Below are 17304 nucleotides of genomic sequence, written 5' to 3' on the forward strand. Positions count from 1 at the left end.
CCGCTTTTCCGGACCGCCGTCGCCCGCCGTCGGCCCTCAGTCGCTCATCACGGCGCCGACCTCGTCCGTCTCGGTGTCGACGCGACCCTTGATGAGGCGTTCCGTGTCGCGCTCGAAGACGTAGATGTGCTCGGGGGCGATGGTGAACGTCGCGGCGTCGCCCTCGTCGATCTCGTGGAACCGCGTGAGCGTCGACGTCAGTGTCCCCTCGTCGATCTCGGCGTGGACGATGGCGTCCGTCCCGAGCGGCTCGATGACGCGGATCTCGCTGTCGATGACCGGTCCGGCGTGCCCCTGCCGGCCCTCCGTGCTCGCCTCCCTGAAGAGGTCCTGCGGCCGGAATCCGATGGTGACGTCGCTCACGTCCTCGGCGACGTCCTCGAAGAGGTCGCGCGGGACGTGGAACGAGCGGCCGGCGAACTCGACGCGATAACGCTCGCCCTCCTCGGTCATCGTCCCGTCGAAGATGTTCATGTCGGGACTCCCGACGAACTGCGCCACGAAGAGGTTGTTCGGGGAGTTGAAGATCCGCGCCGGCGTGTCGTGTTGCTGGAGCGTACCGTCGTTGAGGATAGCGATTTCGTCCGCTATCGTCATCGCTTCCTCCTGATTGTGCGTGACGTAGGCGGACGTGATCCCCATGCGGGACTGGAGTTCGTCGATCTCCGTTCGCATCGTCTTTCGGAGCTGAGCGTCGAGGTTCGCGAGCGGCTCGTCGAACAGGAACAGCCGCGGCTCGCGCACGATTGCGCGGCCGAGCGCGACGCGCTGTTTTTGCCCCCCGGAGAGGGACGACGGCTTCTTGTCGAGCAGATCGCCGATTTCGAGCATCTCCGCGACCTCCGCGACGCGCTCGTCGATCTCGTTCTCCGCGAGCCCGTTGTCCTCGCGCTTGAGACCGAACCCCAGGTTCTCTCCGACCGTCATGTGTGGGTAGAGTGCGAAGTCCTGAAACACCATCGCGACGTCGCGGTTCCGGGCCTTCACGTCGTTGACCCGGACGCCGTCGAAGGTGACGTCGCCCTCCGTGGGCTCTTCGAGGCCGCCGATCATTCGGAGCGTCGTCGTCTTCCCGCAGCCCGACGGCCCGAGGAGCACGAGGAAGTCGCCGTCGTCGACCTCCAGAGAGAGGTCGTTGACCGCGACGATGTCACCGCTCGGCCCGTCGAATCGCTTGGTTACGTGTTCGAGTTCCAGCCGCGTCATACAGGTAACCCACTATCCCGCATATATTAAAATTAGTGTCTCGCGCCGCGACGTGACCGACGGCTATCCCTTGATCGCGCCGCCGGTCAGCCCCTGCACGAAGTAGCGTTGGATGTACGCCAAGCCGAGCAGCACGGGGACGGAGACGAGGATGGACGCAGCGGCGACGACGTTCCACTGTGTGTTGAACCCCTGCACGAACGTGAGGAGGCCCGGCGGAACGGTGTACTTCGCGTTCCCGAGGAGGGTGAGCGCGAAGACGAGCTCGTTCCACGCGAGCAGGAACGCGAAGATGAACGACGCGATGAGCGAGTTGCGCGCCATCGGGACGACGACGTACCGGAACGTCTCGTAGGGCGAGCACTGGTCCATCCGCGCCGCGTCGATGATGGAGCCGGGGAAGTCGTCGAAGAACCCTTTCATCAGCCAGACGACGAACGGCGCGGTCATCGCACCGTAGATGAGCACCAGCGCGACGTGGGTGTTGTAGAGATCGAGCATGTTGATGAGCTCCCACTCCGGGACCATGATCGCCGTCCCCGGGAACATTAGCGACGCGAGGAAGAGGCTCATCAGGACGTTCTTCCCGCGGAAGTCACGCCGCGAGAGGACGTAGGACGCCACGGTCCCGAACGCCACCGCGATCAGACCCGCGCCGACGGACACTTTCAGACTGTTGAAGACGAGCTGGAGGACGTTGATGTCTATCGCCGACGTGATCGTGACGCCGAGCGTGTTCTCGAAGAAGACTTGGTAGCCGCCCGCCTGAATTGAGGACTCGATGACGACGCTGAACCCCTGGAGCGACCAGTTCTGGGGGACGATGGTCGGCGGGATCTGCTGGATCTCGGCCGTCGTTTTGAACGCGGTCACAACTAGCCAGTACAGCGGGAAGAGTACGAACAGGCCAGCGCCGGCGGTCACGAGGCCGACCAGCGTCTTCCGGAGGTAGACGCCGGCGGTCGTGTCGAACAGCCACGATTGATTCTCGCGGAACTCCTCGGTCGGATCGGTGGTTTCGGTGCTCATTAGAACTCACCCTGGACGCGGTCGTAGACCTTGATGTAGTAGTACGAGAAGACGAGCAGGACGACAAACAGCATGACGGAGAGCGCGGACGCGAAGCCGATGTTGAAGTCCACGAACGCCGAGCGATAGATCATCACGGGGAGCGTCGTGCTCGAGTAACCGGGGCCGCCCTTCGTCATCACCCACACCATCGAGAAGTTCCGGATATTGTAGATGAGCATGAGGAGGAAGCCGATGGCGAGGTTGTACCGCATCAGCGGAAGCGTGATGTACCGGAACGCCTCCCACGGCGTCGCGCCATCCATCCGCGCCGCCTCGTAGAGGTGTTCGTCGATGCCCTGGAAGGACGTGAGCGTGAGGAGCGCGAACAGGGGAGCGAGTCGCCAGATCATCCCGACGATGGCCGGCCACAGTGACAGCGAGGGGTCGCCGAGCATCACGACGTAGTCGTCGACGACGCCGAGTTGGACGAGCAGTTCGTTGATGATGCCCTGCGAGCCGCTGAACATGAACTGCCAAATCGACGCCCCAACGACGCGCGGGAGCACCCACGGGATGAGGACGATTGCGCTGGCGACGCTCACGTACGGGAGCTTCTCGTAGAGCAGCCACCCGAGGACGAACCCGATGACGATGGCGATCCCGCTTCCCACGACGACCCAAAGCACCGTGTTGACGATGACCTGGTGGATCTGGGCGCTACTCCAGATGTTCGCGTAGTTCCCCATCCCGATGAACGTCGATTGGTCGGGGTGGAGGAGACTGCGTTCGAAGAAGCTGGTGTAGATCGCTCGTGCGATGGGGTACAGGATGAACAGCCCGACGAGGGCGGTCACCGGGAGCACGGCGAGGTAGACCCGGAGTCCCTCCGGGACTCGCTGTATCGCTCGCTCGTACGGGGAGTGTGCGTTTGATTCGTAACTCATTGTATTATCCGTGAACTACGTAGCCGGTTTCGCTCCGCGTGTAAAAAGTATTTCGACGCCGCGCCGCCCTAGCCGAGGTTCTCGTCGATGACCTGCTGCATCTGGGGTTGCGCGTCCGCACACGCCTCCTCGGCCGTCTTGTCGCCGAGCATGACCGGCTGGAGGATCTCCGTGTTGAGGACGTTGTGGACGGCTTCGAGCCCCGAGAAGGACGGGAACCGATGCGAGGTCGTGAAGAGGCTGTCGTCGTCATAGAGCGTGAGCAGGTCGCCGAACTGGCTCCGGAACAGATCCGCCGGCTCCTCGAAGGCGCTCCGGAGCGTCGGGACGCGACCGCGGATCCCGATGTCCTGCTTGTACGTCCACGGCGCGAGCTGCTCGGGCTGGTTGAACCACTCGATGAAGTCGAACGCGGCGTCCCGCTCGGCGTCGTTCGCCGTCCCGTTTCCGAGCATGAACCCCTGTGCGTTCTGCATGAGGAGGTCCTGCGGCTCGAACTGCCCGGACGGCTCGTCGGGGAGCGGGGCGCGCGTGACCACGTGACCCTCGCCGTTGAGCCACTCCTGGGGCGCGCCGGTCGTCTGATAGATCGCGTTCGCGTGCGAGAGCGTGATGAAGATACCCGACTGCCCCTGTCGGAGGAGGCGGCCGGCGGCGATGTGGTTGTTCTCGGCGATGGAGCTCGGGAAGAGCCCGGCGCCCGCGATGTCCTGGTAGAGCCGCACCGCGTCGACGAAGCCCGGCTGATCGATCGTCGCGGTGAGCCCGTCGGGGTCGAAGTACCGGCCGCCGTTCGCGTACACGAACCCGATGAAGTACGAGGACGTCAGCCCGAAGTTCGTCCCGGGCGCGGTGATGGGCGCGGTGACGCCGTCGATGTCCTGCATCTCCTCGCCCATCTGGATGAGCTCCGGCCACGTGCGCGGCGGCCGATCGAAGCTCGTCTGTTCGAGGTAGTCGGTCCGGATGTCGATGAACGGCCCGAGGTCGGCGTAGCCGCCCGGGAGCCCCCACTGTCGCTCCCCGCTGTAGTCGCCGAGCCCCTCGTACATCTGCGTCTGGACGTTCGCGTCGATGAAGGGCTCGTTCAGCTCGCTCAGCAGGTCCTGATAGGGATCCTGGTCGACCGGCTGGATGGCGCCCGCGCCGACGTAGTCCGGGATCTGTTGGGTCTGGCCCGCCATCACGTCCGGGAGGTTCTGGTTCGCGGCCGCCGACGCGATGATCTGGTACTTGTTCCCCCACGACTTGTGCTCGTACGTGACGTCGTTCGCCTCGTACTCCTGGTATTTGTTGCTGATGTACTGCCGCTCGGCGGGGATGCCACCGAAGAGCCAGAAGTCGAGGTCTTGTGGCCCGGAGCCACCGCCGCCGGATCCGTCACCGCCTCCGCCTCCACCCCCACCGCCGCAGCCGGCGAGTCCGGCCGCCGCGGCCGTGCCGAGTCCGGCGAGGAGGGTTCGACGAGTCGTCCTGTCGGGCATAGATTGCTTGTCGGTCATAGTGGTACGACGCGGACATCGTCGCTGCCGCGTTCCTACTCAGGAAACCATCAGCATCTATAATAAATGTTTTGACGGCGACGGCTCAGCGCATCCGGTAGACCTCCTCGAGCCAGACCTGACTGTCCTCGGCGATGATGCCGTCCATCACGTCGTCCCACGCCGCCTGGGCGTCGCTCTCCGCCATCACGTCGCGGATCGCGTCGGGATCGTCGACCTCCATGTAGCCGAAGACGTGGCCGTCGGCCTCGAAGACGCTGTACGTCTCGAGTCCCGCATCACTCTTGAGATACGCCGACTCGAGCGCGTCGGGAACGGCTTCGTGGTGCTCGCGGTACTCCTCTCGCTTCCCGGGTTCGATCTCGAGGTGGAAGGCGATCCGTGCCATAGCGTCGTTGTGGCGGGACCGCCTCATAGGTGTTCGGGCGCGAGGCGGCGTCGCGATCAGCGCGCCACGTCGTGCTCAAGGATGCCGATACCCTCGATCTCGACCGCGACGTGGTCGCCGTCTTCGAGCGCGTCGACGCCCGCGGGCGTGCCGGTGATGATGACGTCGCCCTCTTCGAGCGTCATGTAGCGCGTGATCTCCTCGACGAGCTCCGGGACGGAGAAGATGAACTCCTCGGTGTTCGAGGACTGGCGCACCTCGCCGTTCACGCGCAGTTCGACGTCGGCGTTCGTCGGTACGTCCTGCGGGTCCGCGAGGACCGGACCGAGGGGACAGGAGTTGTCGAAGGCCTTCCCGCGCACCCAGTTCTGCTCGACGCGCTGGTCGTCGCGGTTGGAGATGTCGTTCGCGACGGTGTATCCGGCGATGACGTCGTCGGCGTCCGCCGCGTCGACGTTCCGGCACTGCTCGCCGATCACGACGCCGAGTTCGACTTCGTGCTCGACCGTCTCCTTCCCCGCCGGGAGCGTGACCGTATCCCCGTGTCCCGACACCGCGTTCGGCGGCTTCAGGAAGAGGAGCGGGCGATCGGGGACGTCCATCCCCTCCTCGGCGGCGTGATTCGCGTAGTTCAGCCCGACGCACACGATCTTGGTCGGTTCACACGGCGGGAGAACGTCGACGCTCTCGGGGTCGTACGTCTCGCCCCCGAACGTGATTTCGCCCGACGACATCCACGTACCGTTGCGAATCGAACCGGCGTGGTCACGGAATCGTACTCGTGCCATACCCGCACCATTTGTGCCTCCGTACATATACCTTGCCGTCACCGTCGACCCGCGGTAGATCACGGGAGTTGGGTAATACCGGACGGGACTTCGACCAAGGGGGTTTACGAATATATATGCGTAAATGAGCTATATTCGAATGTCCAAACCGAGCCGGACACGTGAAATCGTGACCGGGATACCAGTCTCATCGGGACATACTTCACGAATATATTTCGGTAATGCCGGAATCAAGGGACGGCGGGCCACCAAAAGAACTTTCAAAGAACATTATATACTCGCCGGTATGGTTACCACACCACTCCTTGCAGCGAACATAGTGATCGCCGTCGCGGTGACACTGTTCTTGATCATCTACGTCGACTTCGACCCTGCAGTCTCCCTCGTCGTCGGGTCGCTCTACATGGGTATCGCGTCCGGGCTAGGACTGAACGAGACGGTGTCGAGTATCGGCACCGGATTCGGGAACCTGATGACGGGCATCGGCCTCCCTATCATCTTCGGCATCATGATCGGGATGCTCCTCGCGGAGAGCGGCGGGGCACGGAAGATCGCGGTGACGCTGACGGGCGTCGTCCCGCACCGCTTCATCCCGTACGCGCTCGCGCTATCCGGGGCCATCGTCGCCATTCCCGTCTTCTTCGACGTCGCGTTCCTCGTCTTGACGCCGATGGTCGTCGCGCTCTGGCGCGAGACGGACATCGACTACCCGGTCGTCGTCGGCTCTCTCGTCATCGGCGCCGCGGGGGCACACACCTTCATCCCACCGACACCGAACCCCCTCGCTGCGCCGGAGATACTCGGGTTCCCTCTCGGACAGATGATGCTCGCCGGGCTCGGACTCGGGATCCCCGCGGTCCTCATCGCTACCGCCGTCTACGTTCGCCTTGTCGCGCTCGTCTGGGACGCCGACGAAGACATTGAGGAGATACCGTTCGAGGAGGCCGAGGACGAGGGTACGAAACAGCCATCGTTCCTCTCCTCGATCCTCCCCATCGCCGCACCGATCGTCCTCATTCTGCTGACAACGACGTCGAACGCCGTCTTCGGTAGTGCCAGTCCGTTCGTGCAGTTCCTCGGAACACGTATCATCGCGATGCTCGCCGGCCTCCTCGCTGCCATCGCCATATTCGTCTCCGTCGTGGGAAAGGCAGAGCTCTCGGAGACGCTCTCGGACGCCACACGTCCCGCAGGCATGGTGTTGGCCATCACCGGAGCGGGCGGCGCGTTCGGCTACGTCATTCAGCAGACGGAGGCCGCGAACGCGCTCGTCGACCTCATCGGCGTCGGTGGCGACGGATTGGCCATCGTCTTCCTCGCGTTCTTCATCGGGATGGTTCTCCGCGTCGCACAGGGGTCGGGAACGGTCGCCGGGATCACGGCGATGACCATCGTCGCCGGGATCGAGACGAGCGTCACCGGATCCGCGCTCGCGCTCGCCGCCCTGTCCGGGGGCATGAGTATCGGCCACATCAACGACAGCGGGTTCTGGGTCGTCACCGAACTGACCGGCTTGGAGGTCACGGGCGGGATCAAGACGTATACGCTCGGTGAGGCGATCCTCTCCGTCTTCGGCCTCGTCGGCGCCGTCGGGATCGCGCTTTTGACCTGAACCCCGGCCCGGCGCTCCGCCGACGCGGGGCGACGAGTGGGGAACAGTTATCTGCGATCGGGCAAAATAATGGCGTATGCCACAGGCTCTCACGAGCGAGTTCCGCGATTCGCTCGCGGCGCACAGCGCCACGTCGTCGGTCGTCGAGACCGCGGCGTTGTCCGACGCCCTCGCCGAGCGACTGGACGGGCCCGCCGTCGCCACGCCCCTGCCGTTCGCGGGCGCGTCGCTCGACGACCTGCCGGTGACGCTCGATCCGACGCCCGCCGAACTCGAGGCCGCCGAATTCGGCGTAACGGCCGCCGAGTTCGCGATCGCGGACTACGGCTCCGTGGTGCTTCGGATGGACACCGCGGGCACCGAGCCGGTGAGCCTCTTCCCGGAGACGCACGTCGCGGTCGTTGCGCAGAGCGACATCGAACCGGACGCCGAAGCCGCCTTCGAAGCGCTCGACGGCGCGGTGAACACCGCCCGCGCGAGCGCCGTCATCGCGACCGGCCCGAGCGCGACGGCGGACATGGGCGGTCTCGTCTACGGCGCGCACGGCCCGCGAAACGTCCACGTCGTCGTCCTCTCCGACCGATGAGCACGGATAGCCGTCGGGAGAAGGCGGCTCGGATCCGCCACCTCCTCGACACGGAGGGCGACGCCGTCGAGTCCAACACGAAGGGCTTCAACGCCGGCCGGTACGAGACGGTCGCCGACCTCGACGATTACGAGGGGACGAAGGACGCAGCGCGCGCGATCAAGGAGGACGCCATCGAGCGCCTCCCCGAGCTCGTCGAGCAGGTGCGCGAGACCGTCGAGGCCAACGGCGGCACCGTCTACATCGCGGACGACGCCGCGGACGCGAACCGCTACATCACGGAGGTCTGCGCCGACGAGGACGCGGACACCGTCGTGAAGTCGAAGTCGATGACGAGCGAGGAACTCGAGGTCAACGAGGCGCTCGACGCGGCCGGTGTCACGCCCGTCGAGACCGACCTCGCCGAGTGGGTGTTGCAGGTCGCCGACGAAGCGCCCTCGCACCTCGTCGCGCCCGCGATCCACAAGTCCCGGGAGAGCATCGCGGATCTCCTCAACGGCACGTTCGACCCCGAGGAGCGCTTGGAGTCGGCGGAGAACCTCACGCGCTTCGCCCGCGAGCGTCTCTGGGAGGACATCCGGACCGCGGGCGTCGGCATGACGGGCGCGAACTTCATCGCCGCCGAGACGGGGACGATGATGCTAGTGACGAGCGAGGGGAACGCCCGGAAGTCCGCGCTCGTTCCCGACACGCACGTCGCCGTCGCCGGCGTCGAGAAGCTCGTTCCCTCGGTGAGCGACTTCCACCCCTTCATGGAGCTCATCGGCCGCTCCGGGACGGGACAGGACGTCACCTCCTACATCTCGCTGTTCACGCCCCCGGTCGACTCCCCGACGCTCGACTTCGCGGACGCGGCCGACGTCCCGCTCTCCGAGCAGACCGGCGAACGGGAGTTCCACCTCGTGCTCGTCGACAACGGCCGCCTCGACATGCGCGAGGACGACCAGTTGAAGGAGACGCTCTACTGCATCCGCTGTTCGGCCTGTGCGAACTCCTGTGCGAACTTCCAGCACGTCGGCGGGCACGCCTTCGGCGGCGAGACGTACACGGGGGGGATCGCCACCGGCTGGGAGGCCGGTATCGGCGGCGAGGAAGCCGCCAGTGACTTCAACGACCTCTGTACGGGCTGCTCGCGCTGCGTGGACGCCTGCCCGGTGAAGATCGATATCCCGTGGATCAACACGGTCGTCCGCGACCGCCTCAATCGCGGCGCCGATTCCGACGCCTTCGACCACCTCGTCGAGGGGTTGACGCCGGACGACGACCCGGGCGGCGTCGACGTCCAGAAGCGCCTCTTCGGGAACTTCGAGACGCTCGCGAAACTCGGCAGCGCGAGCGCGCCCCTCTCGAACTGGCTGGCCTCCAGTCGCCCGGTTCGCTCTCTCCTCGAACGCGTCGCGGGCGTCGACAGCCGGCGCGACCTCCCCGCCTTCGAGCGCGAGACGCTCGTCGACTGGTTCGAGGCCCGCGGCGGGTCCCGCGTCGCGCGCGAGTCCGCGAAGCGCGAGGCCGTCGTCTACGCCGACGTCTACACGAATCACGTGCTCACCGAGCGCGGGAAGGCGACCGTCCGGGCGCTCGAAGCCCTCGGCGTCCACGTCCGCGTCCCCTCGGTTCCGAGTAGCGGGCGCGCGCCGTTCTCCCAGGGAATGGTCTCGACCGCCGAGGCGAACGCGCGCCGCGTCAGCGACCGTCTCGGGCCGCTCGTCGACGACGGCTACGACGTGGTCGTGGTCGAGCCCTCCGACCTCGCGATGTTTGAACGCGAGTACGAGAAGCTCCTTCCGGCGGACGAACACGACGCGCTCGCCGAACACAGCTACGAGGTCCTCGAGTACGTCTACGGGCTGTTGGAGCACGGTGGCGACGTCGGTGCGCTCCGGGACGGCGACGGTGCTTCCGTCGACTACCACAGCCACTGCCAGCAGCGCACCCAGGGCCTCGAGGGGTACACCGTCTCCGTCCTCGGCGCCTGCGGGTTCGACGTCACGACCTCAGACGTGGAGTGTTGCGGGATGGCGGGGTCGTTCGGCTACAAGTCGGAGTATTACGAGCTCTCGATGGACGTCGGCGAGGACCTCCGCGAGCAGTTCGCGGGCGACGACGCGCTCGTCGCGGCGAGCGGGACGTCGTGCGTCGAACAGCTCCGCGACCTCCTCCCGCGCGACGTCACCCACCCGATCGAGCTGATCGCGCCGCGCTGAACACCCCCTTCCCTCAGAGACCGGCGTGCCGGCGGAACGCGCGGTCGGTCAGCCACTCGCGGTCGGCCCGCGAGAGCCCGTCGACGTGCGCCAGCCACGAACACGCCTCGTCGTACGACGCGGCGTCGCTCACGTTCGGGAAGTCCGACCCCCAGACGACGCGCTCGCGTCCGAACTCGTCGAGGAACCAGCGGACGTGGTCGTGCATGTCCGCGTAGGGATAGCCGTCCGCCGACCGGTGCACGATCTCCGAGACCTTCACCGCGACGGCGTCGTGCTCGGCGAGCGCCGCGAACCCCGAAAACGGCCCCTCGTCGGGCGGGACGCCGGGGTCCGCGTGCGCGAAATGATCGAAGACGTAATCGAGGTCGGGGTAGGTCTCGACGAGATCGAGCGCCTGATCGAGTTGAGTCTCGTCGGCGAGGATCTGCACGAGCGCGTCGGTCTCCCGGGCGGCCTCCCAGAACGCGGTCTCGTCGATGGCGTCCCGGAGCCACGTGACCGTCGGATCGAAGTACTCCCACATCGCGTCGCGCGGACACGCGGCGCCGAGTCGGAAGCCGAGCACCCCCTCGACCGCCATCGCGTCGCGGAGCGTCTCCGCCGCGTCGGCCGCGAACGGGTCGAGCATCACGACGCCGTGGAGTCGGTCGTGCTCGGCCACGCAGTCGATCGTGTACCCGTTGTCGGTCCACTCGGTGATCGGGTAGCCGACGACGACGGCCTCGTCGACGCCCACGTCGTCCATGTCCGCGAGCAACCGCTCGGCGGTGTAGACGGTGTGGACGTCGAACGAGTCGACGAGATCGAGTATCGGGCCGGTCGTCCACGGGTGCTCCCGGCTCGGATACCCCCACGCGTGAGTGTGACTATCGATCATACGGTAGCATTACCATAGATCGTGCTTAACGATGTCGGAATCCGCCATTACGGAGCGACGCGTGTTCCGCATCGGCCCTCCACGCCCTCTCCCGCGCGTGGCCGTCACGCTCGCCCCGACGCTACGCGTGCCTTCCGTCGGGATCGACGCCCATGGGCGAGACGGTCGGCGCGCTCAGTCGGCCGTCGGCAACCGAACCCTGAACACGCTCCCTTCGGGTTCGTTGTCCTCGATGTCGACGGCTCCCCCGTACTGCTCGACCAACTGTCGGACGAGATAGAGCCCGATCCCGCTCCCGAAACTATCGGCTCCTTTGCGGCCTTTCCGGAAGACCGCGTCCTTCTGCCCGTCCGGAATACCGGAACCATTATCAGCGATCCGTACGACGACGTATCCGTCAGTAGCTGCGCATGAGACTGTCACGACCGGATCGGCCGAACCGTTGTGCTGGACGGCGTTGTTCAGCAGGTTCCTGAACACGGTCCCGAGCATCTCGTTGGCGGTCACCGTGACGTCCGGTACCTGGCCTTCGAGGCGGAATTCGGCGTACGGGAAGAGCTCGCGCCGGCGTTCGATCTCGGATTCGATCGCCGGCGGGAGTGGTGTGGGCGCGACGGTGGGGTCGTCTTCGCTCGCCAGCGTCCGCATGTAGTCCCGTGCCGTCTCCGTGATCTCGACGACGTTCTTCGCGCTCGTGCGCACCCGCCGGACGTCCGCAGGAACCCGGTAGCCTGACTCCAGCAGGACGACGTCCCCGGGGACCACATCTTCGCTATCGATTTCGCGCGTCTCCCCGTCTCGGAAGACGGTCGCCCGGGTGCGGAGCAGCTGCTGGAGCGCTTGACTGCTCCGCTCGGCTTGCCACTCCTGTGCGCCACCGATGATCGCGTTCAGGAGCAGGACGGCGACGATGAAGACACCATCAGTAACTTCACCGATTGCAACGGAGACGGTCGCTGCGATAGCCAGAATATAGATGAGTGGATTCTGGAACTGGTCTAGCCCGATCTTCCACCACGTTCGAGGTTTCGCTCTCGGCAGTCGGTTCAGCCCGTACTCCTCGCGTCTCTGGGTTGCTTCGGCAGAGGTGAGGCCGTCAGCAGACGCATCTAGCTTCTCAGAGACAGCGTCGTGAGACATCGAATACCACCGGGTCGAATCCGAGACGTCTGCGGAATCGGCAACCATAGAACGGATATGCGAGAGACTCGATGTTGATAGACTTAGTTACTCCCCCGATACGAGTGGTTGAGTCCCCACGGTCGCTGTTCTAACAAGTACACATCTTGGCGCCCGGATTCAGAGAGGCAACCGTAGGGCTCATACGCCGGACCGCTACTCCTCGTACGTGACCCGGCAAGCCACGAGAGAAAGAACCCGAGCACCCATCCGGTGAGGACGAGGTAGTAGCTCAGAATGAGGAGGACGCCACCGAGGATGAGCCACCCGAGTGCCGTGTATTCCGTCTGTATCGAGCGGAATGCAGAAACGACGTCCGTCCGGAGGTGTCGTCCGATGGCGAGTTCGAGGATAAGCATCGGGAGAGCACAGACGACAGCTGCGATCAGGTAGGGGATGAGATAGGTACCGCCGCCGTTCTGGCCGACGACCGCGGAGAAGCGCCAGATGTTCCCGAGTCCAACGGCGGCGCCGACTGTCGCGAGTATGAATCCGAATCCGGACGACCACCGTGCCGTAGCCATATCAGGGTATGTGCACAGCGAGTGCTTAAATAAGGGTCTCCCGAGATGCCGAATTTATCGTAATGGTATATCGGGTTTGGAATTTATCGCCAAGTGTAAAATAGCTCTACAGAAGTAGATTGTCAATTCACACTCGAGATCTAGTATGTATTACGCATATCAAACCTATTCTCTAAGATTGTCCCACTGTAGTATACCCCCGGCCATGTTGTGCCTCGACACTCAATACTCTCAAAAGATATTTATTTTATCCGTAGTTCTCTCCGAGAGAATGCGTTGAATGACACTTGTCCTTCACATGATGGCAACCGTTAAGTAGAACAGTTGGCCCGGCTCATCGGCCCCGCGAAACTCGCAGACCGATTGATCATCCATGACCTCCCTCACGCAACTTCCCTCAGACGAAGCCACTGACCAGTCTGATAATCAGTCAACGCTCCGTAACAGCGTTCCTCTTCGGATCGGTGTCACGCTGCTACTATTCAGCTTGGTAGCCGTCGAACCCGTTGCCGCGGCCCAGAACAACGCGGTCTGTAGCGCAGATAAACTGCCGAGCATGATCTCCGGGTTCTTCCAGCTCACCACCGCGCTGGGAATCGTCGGTCTCGCCGTCGTCTGGCAGGCCGACTCCCTCATCGATATGTTCACCCTCAATCCCGAGCAGAAGAAGGGATTGAAGCGGCACAAACGCTCCGCGCTCAAATCTACGGTCATCCTCGTCGTCCTCGGCCCACTCTATACCGTCGCGGGATCGATGATGAACCTCCCGCTCGCACAGTGCGTCAACCTCGTCCCCTGGTAAGCCAACTCCCGGCCTCCACCCGTGACCACCCCCGATCGACGTGCCCTCCGCGCACTCGCTGTCGTCACGATCGCCGTCGCGACAGTCACGGGACTCGTGACAGCCAGCCACCCCCGACCTGGAAGCGAGGGGAATGGCCTCACGCAAAACCAGTCGGCGACGCTCTGGTCGCGTGACGCAGACAACTACACGAGTCAAACAGCCTATTGACAGCGCTACGGCGAGAATCGGACCGCGATGGGTCAGCTCGCGAACGGAACGGACATCACGTTCACGCGGCCGCCCGCCACTGCTTCCACTTGGACGAGCCACGACTTCACCGACCTCCACGCCGGCGGACCGCACACCTCCATCCACACACCCGACGCCGACCTCGAGAGCAGCGTGTTCATCGCGGATGCTCACGCGACGATCTTCGCTGCCCAGCCGTCGACGCAAGCGCATCTCTCAAAGAATCAGACGACCCGCTATCTCGCACCGAACGGCACACTCCGCGGCTTCGTCGACTACCGCGTCCGCTACCCGAACACGACGACGAACGGCAATCGGAGTGTCGACTGGTCGCTCACCAGCCACCAGATCACGAACGTCACCCTCACGCAGGACGGCCAGACGATCGCGACGGCGCCCGGATCACACACGCCCGTCCTCCACTACCAGCTCGACGACGCCCAACAGACGAAACTGACTCTCCACGCAACGATCCACGTGCGCGTCCAGAAGACCGTCCGTGTGAACGGAACGGTTGTCGACGTCACGACAAAGGGCGACTCACTCACCGTCTCGGACTCGCTGGCGGGGTCAGTCTACAACCTCTCGGCGTCCCCCTACTACGCCACGTATCCGAACGGTGACGCCGGCGTCGCGATCTTCCAGTCCGCGCCGTGGCAGGGGTATACGCTCACGAAGAACGGCAGCGCCCGCGTTCGTGGCGTCTGGCGATTCTACACCGCCCGCAACACGAGCTGGGATACCCTCGTCAAGTCCACCCGCGATGGAGACAGGCAGACAGCCTCCGATTCGATTCCGGTCTTCGTGCACGCCTATCCGTCGCGGATCGGACCGGTCGCCGAGCCCGTTCGGACGGGACCCTCAATCATCACGACGTGGGGGACGAATCGATCCTCTCCGAGCGCGACGCTCGGCCCGAACATCCACATCGACATCGTCAACCGCTCCTATACCACGACGTACGGCCTCGCCGTCCGCGCCGACCACGTCGACCGGCAGGCGCTCCACGTCGCAGGAATCGTCCGCGGCGTGAATGCGAGCATCGTCCAACCGCAGCAAGGGTCAAAACGCCAGCTCCGCCGGAGTAACCTCACCGCCCACGTTGTCTCGCAGAACGCCTCGCAAGCGACGGTTCGCGTCGAACTCCACGACAACAAGACCGGAGCACCGATCGTCCTCAACCAGAGCGGGCGGTATCCGATCTTCCAACGGTCCCGTGACGGCTACATCACGGTTGGCGGGAAGCGGGTAACGACGAACGAATCAGGCGTCGCGATGGTGACACTCCACCAGCCGGGCATCTACACGGCTCGCTATCACCCCGAGTCGTGGCTCGGGACGGACCCCGCGTACGTGAGCGACCGGGCGACCGTGCGCTGGCACCCACTCGGCACGCTCGGTGGATGGCTCGATTTTATTGTCGCCGTCGGCTGGCGACTCATCCCGTTCGCCGTGATGTTCTACGCCGGCCTGCGACTCCTCCGGATGCTCGGCGCCGAACGCTACTTTAGTGACCCATGACACACGACACAGCCACTTCGATCGACCGACGCACCGCCCTGAAAGCACTCGGAAGCGGCACACTCGTCTGTCTGGCAGGCTGTAATGGCACATCTACGAGTACAACGCCGTCGGGGACGTCACCAACATCGACGACTACTGCGACGGGGCCGTTCACGTCGATCAGTGTGCAGGGGACGACACTCGTCGTCGAGGTGGATGCCTCGGCTGACGTCGACCACGTGAATCTCGTGAAGCCGAACGACTCGCTGTTCGGCAAGCGGTCACTCGCTGCCGGCGCCCACCGTGTCTCCTTCGACGTCGGAACAGCCTACTCGCCGGGAACGTACAAGGTCGTCGCGGTCAACAAGGGAAAATCAATCGCGACGGTCAAGCGTTCTCTTCGGCCGAACCTCGAGATCGAGAAGATGGGTGTCGGACGGAACCATCCGTCGAAGATGTGGAACGGAACGTCTCACAAGTCAGGTGATGAGGCTTTTGTCGTCGTGAAGAACAACGGGAGCGGCCCGAGCGCAGTTACAAAGCTCCTCTTCCAGGGTGCAGTCCCGTATCCAAGCGGGGAGAACGGGACGAACTACGCAGACGACCCCAGTGTGAGCGGGATTTATGATCCATCGACCGACGCTGAGACACAACAAGTCGTTGTGCCACCGGGAGAGCGGAAGACGATTTACAGCGATCGTTCTCCATTCGGGTTCGTCCCCGGTGTCGGAACGAATTGTAAGAGCGATCCGCAAAACGGGACGTTCACAGTTAGTATCACGGGGAGCGTTCGTGATTCATCGACCTCCCAGACCTACCAGATACACTATTCGGCGTCTGAATCGTTCAACAACTGCTCAATCAAAATTGGGGAGCAGTAGTCATGGTTGATCTAATCGATGTCGTCCTCCAGAGTTTCAAGGACGCGGTCAACTGGTTCACTGGCCTGTTCATGCAAGGCCTTCGACACGGGTATCACACCCTGACGGTCGATACCTTCGGTACGCCGACTCCGAATACGCATAGCGGGTTTGTCTTCGGACAGCCGACAAACGCGCCGTGGCAAGCGATCCGTCATGCGCTGGTTGGCGGCCAGATTATGATGATCTCGCTTCTCCTCCTCGTAATCTGCGTACAGGGCCGACACCTCATCCGGATCTTCAATATCGGGAGTGCCTACGAGTCACGGAAGACCAAACGGACCGCGTGGGTCGGTGCGTTCCTCATCATAACGTGGTATTGGTTGGGGGTCGTCGTGCTCTATCTGGTAAACGGATTCACGATTGCGCTCTTGCCGAGCTTATCTACCCTTGGCACAGTAATGGTCCGTCTCATCGGATCCGCACTCTCGAATCCAGCACTCTCGCTCATATTCGGACTTCTTGGAGGGGTTTCAATGTGGGCACTTGAAGCGCTCTACTACATCCGAGAGATTCTTCTCTACGTCTACATCTACGGAATGCCAATCGCAGTCGCCCTTGCGTACGGGAACATCCCCGTTCTATCAGATGTTGCGATGGGATTCGCCAAGCGCTTCGTCCCACTCGCAATTCTCCCGCTGCCAGCAGCGATCGTGTTCAAAGGCTACGACCTGATCTATACGCAGAGTTCTCTCACCCCGTCAGATCCGTTCCTGAGCTATCTAGTCGCTGTTTCGCTTCCCCTCGTCGCACTGGTCGTCACGTGGAAGACCTTCACGTACGCGTCGCCGCTGACCGCGAAGATCGTTGGCACTGCAACGCGAGGAGCGGCACTTCTTGGTGGTGTTACGGCCGGTGCATACATCGGTGGCGCTGGCGTCGCGACGACCGCCGCCCGGTGGGGGCCGAAGGCCGCAGCAGGCCAAGCCGTCGCGCAACGCGCCGCGATGCGAGGCTCAAGTGATGACGAGGACTCGACCCCGTCGTACCGGCGCACTGAGAACGATCCAGGGAGCTACTAATC

At 63.9% G+C, this 17304-nt stretch carries 15 protein-coding genes and 1 pseudogene; 7 read left to right on the forward strand and 9 right to left on the reverse strand.

Annotation, left to right across the window (positions count from 1 at the left end):
* Nucleotides 1-36: 36 nt before the first annotated feature.
* From IEX91_RS14145 to IEX91_RS14170, 6 genes are all read right to left on the reverse strand, one after another.
* Entirely contained in the window at nucleotides 37-1206 is a 1170-nt protein-coding gene (locus tag IEX91_RS14145) for an ABC transporter ATP-binding protein (RefSeq protein WP_188879793.1), read from the reverse strand.
* A gap of 63 nt (nucleotides 1207-1269) precedes the next feature.
* Nucleotides 1270-2235: a carbohydrate ABC transporter permease gene (locus IEX91_RS14150; protein WP_188879795.1), complete on the reverse strand. Its 966-nt coding sequence runs from the start codon at nucleotides 2233-2235 to the stop codon at nucleotides 1270-1272.
* Nucleotides 2235-3161 (reverse strand): carbohydrate ABC transporter permease, encoded by a 927-nt coding sequence (locus tag IEX91_RS14155; protein WP_188879796.1) that lies wholly within the window; start codon nucleotides 3159-3161, stop codon nucleotides 2235-2237. The genes IEX91_RS14150 and IEX91_RS14155 overlap by 1 nt, the downstream gene beginning before the upstream one ends.
* A gap of 68 nt (nucleotides 3162-3229) precedes the next feature.
* Nucleotides 3230-4645 carry an ABC transporter substrate-binding protein gene (locus IEX91_RS14160; RefSeq protein WP_229772897.1) on the reverse strand — a complete coding sequence of 472 codons (1416 nt, stop codon included), beginning with the start codon at nucleotides 4643-4645 and terminating at the stop codon, nucleotides 3230-3232.
* A 103-nt stretch (nucleotides 4646-4748) separates the two neighbouring features.
* Nucleotides 4749-5051 (reverse strand): L-rhamnose mutarotase, encoded by a 303-nt coding sequence (locus IEX91_RS14165; RefSeq protein WP_188879800.1) that lies wholly within the window; start codon nucleotides 5049-5051, stop codon nucleotides 4749-4751.
* A 56-nt stretch (nucleotides 5052-5107) separates the two neighbouring features.
* Nucleotides 5108-5839 (reverse strand): fumarylacetoacetate hydrolase family protein, encoded by a 732-nt coding sequence (locus IEX91_RS14170; protein WP_188879801.1) that lies wholly within the window; start codon nucleotides 5837-5839, stop codon nucleotides 5108-5110.
* Between the two features lie 286 nt (nucleotides 5840-6125).
* Between IEX91_RS14170 and IEX91_RS14175 the strand changes: the two genes are divergently transcribed.
* The 3 genes from IEX91_RS14175 to IEX91_RS14185 all read left to right on the forward strand — a co-directional run bounded on the left by IEX91_RS14175 (nucleotide 6126) and on the right by IEX91_RS14185 (nucleotide 10241).
* A complete protein-coding gene (locus tag IEX91_RS14175; protein WP_188879802.1) occupies nucleotides 6126-7451 on the forward strand; it encodes a GntP family permease in 1326 nt (441 codons plus the stop codon).
* Nucleotides 7452-7527: 76 nt separating this feature from the next.
* Nucleotides 7528-8037: an LUD domain-containing protein gene (locus tag IEX91_RS14180; RefSeq protein ID WP_188879803.1), complete on the forward strand. Its 510-nt coding sequence runs from the start codon at nucleotides 7528-7530 to the stop codon at nucleotides 8035-8037.
* Nucleotides 8034-10241 carry an LUD domain-containing protein gene (locus tag IEX91_RS14185; protein ID WP_188879804.1) on the forward strand — a complete coding sequence of 736 codons (2208 nt, stop codon included), beginning with the start codon at nucleotides 8034-8036 and terminating at the stop codon, nucleotides 10239-10241. The genes IEX91_RS14180 and IEX91_RS14185 overlap by 4 nt, the downstream gene beginning before the upstream one ends.
* 13 nt (nucleotides 10242-10254) lie before the next feature.
* Here the strand turns inward: IEX91_RS14185 and IEX91_RS14190 are convergent, their stop codons facing one another.
* From IEX91_RS14190 to IEX91_RS14200, 3 genes are all read right to left on the reverse strand, one after another.
* Nucleotides 10255-11121, reverse strand: a complete 867-nt coding sequence (locus IEX91_RS14190) for an amidohydrolase family protein (RefSeq protein ID WP_188879805.1) — start codon at nucleotides 11119-11121, stop codon at nucleotides 10255-10257.
* A gap of 174 nt (nucleotides 11122-11295) precedes the next feature.
* A complete protein-coding gene (locus tag IEX91_RS14195; protein WP_229772898.1) occupies nucleotides 11296-12261 on the reverse strand; it encodes a sensor histidine kinase in 966 nt (321 codons plus the stop codon).
* Between the two features lie 83 nt (nucleotides 12262-12344).
* Nucleotides 12345-12824, reverse strand: a complete 480-nt coding sequence (locus IEX91_RS14200) for an SLC5/6 family protein (protein ID WP_188879807.1) — start codon at nucleotides 12822-12824, stop codon at nucleotides 12345-12347.
* Nucleotides 12825-13197: 373 nt separating this feature from the next.
* On the opposite strand from IEX91_RS14200, the gene IEX91_RS16665 reads away from it, so the two are divergent.
* The 4 genes and pseudogenes from IEX91_RS16665 to IEX91_RS14220 all read left to right on the forward strand — a co-directional run bounded on the left by IEX91_RS16665 (nucleotide 13198) and on the right by IEX91_RS14220 (nucleotide 17302).
* The gene (locus tag IEX91_RS16665; RefSeq protein WP_188879808.1) at nucleotides 13198-13626 is read left to right on the forward strand and encodes a hypothetical protein; all 429 of its coding nucleotides are present in this window, start codon (nucleotides 13198-13200) and stop codon (nucleotides 13624-13626) included.
* A 21-nt stretch (nucleotides 13627-13647) separates the two neighbouring features.
* A pseudogene (locus tag IEX91_RS14210) lies at nucleotides 13648-15378 on the forward strand (hypothetical protein).
* A gap of 167 nt (nucleotides 15379-15545) precedes the next feature.
* Nucleotides 15546-16241, forward strand: coding sequence for a hypothetical protein (locus IEX91_RS14215; RefSeq protein WP_229772901.1), 696 nt, complete (start codon nucleotides 15546-15548; stop codon nucleotides 16239-16241).
* Nucleotides 16242-16243: 2 nt separating this feature from the next.
* Nucleotides 16244-17302, forward strand: a complete 1059-nt coding sequence (locus IEX91_RS14220; protein WP_188879810.1) for a hypothetical protein — start codon at nucleotides 16244-16246, stop codon at nucleotides 17300-17302.
* Nucleotides 17303-17304: the final 2 nt, after the last annotated feature.

It is taken from the genome of Halarchaeum nitratireducens, from assembly GCF_014647155.1.
GTDB classification, from domain to species: domain Archaea; phylum Halobacteriota; class Halobacteria; order Halobacteriales; family Halobacteriaceae; genus Halarchaeum; species Halarchaeum nitratireducens.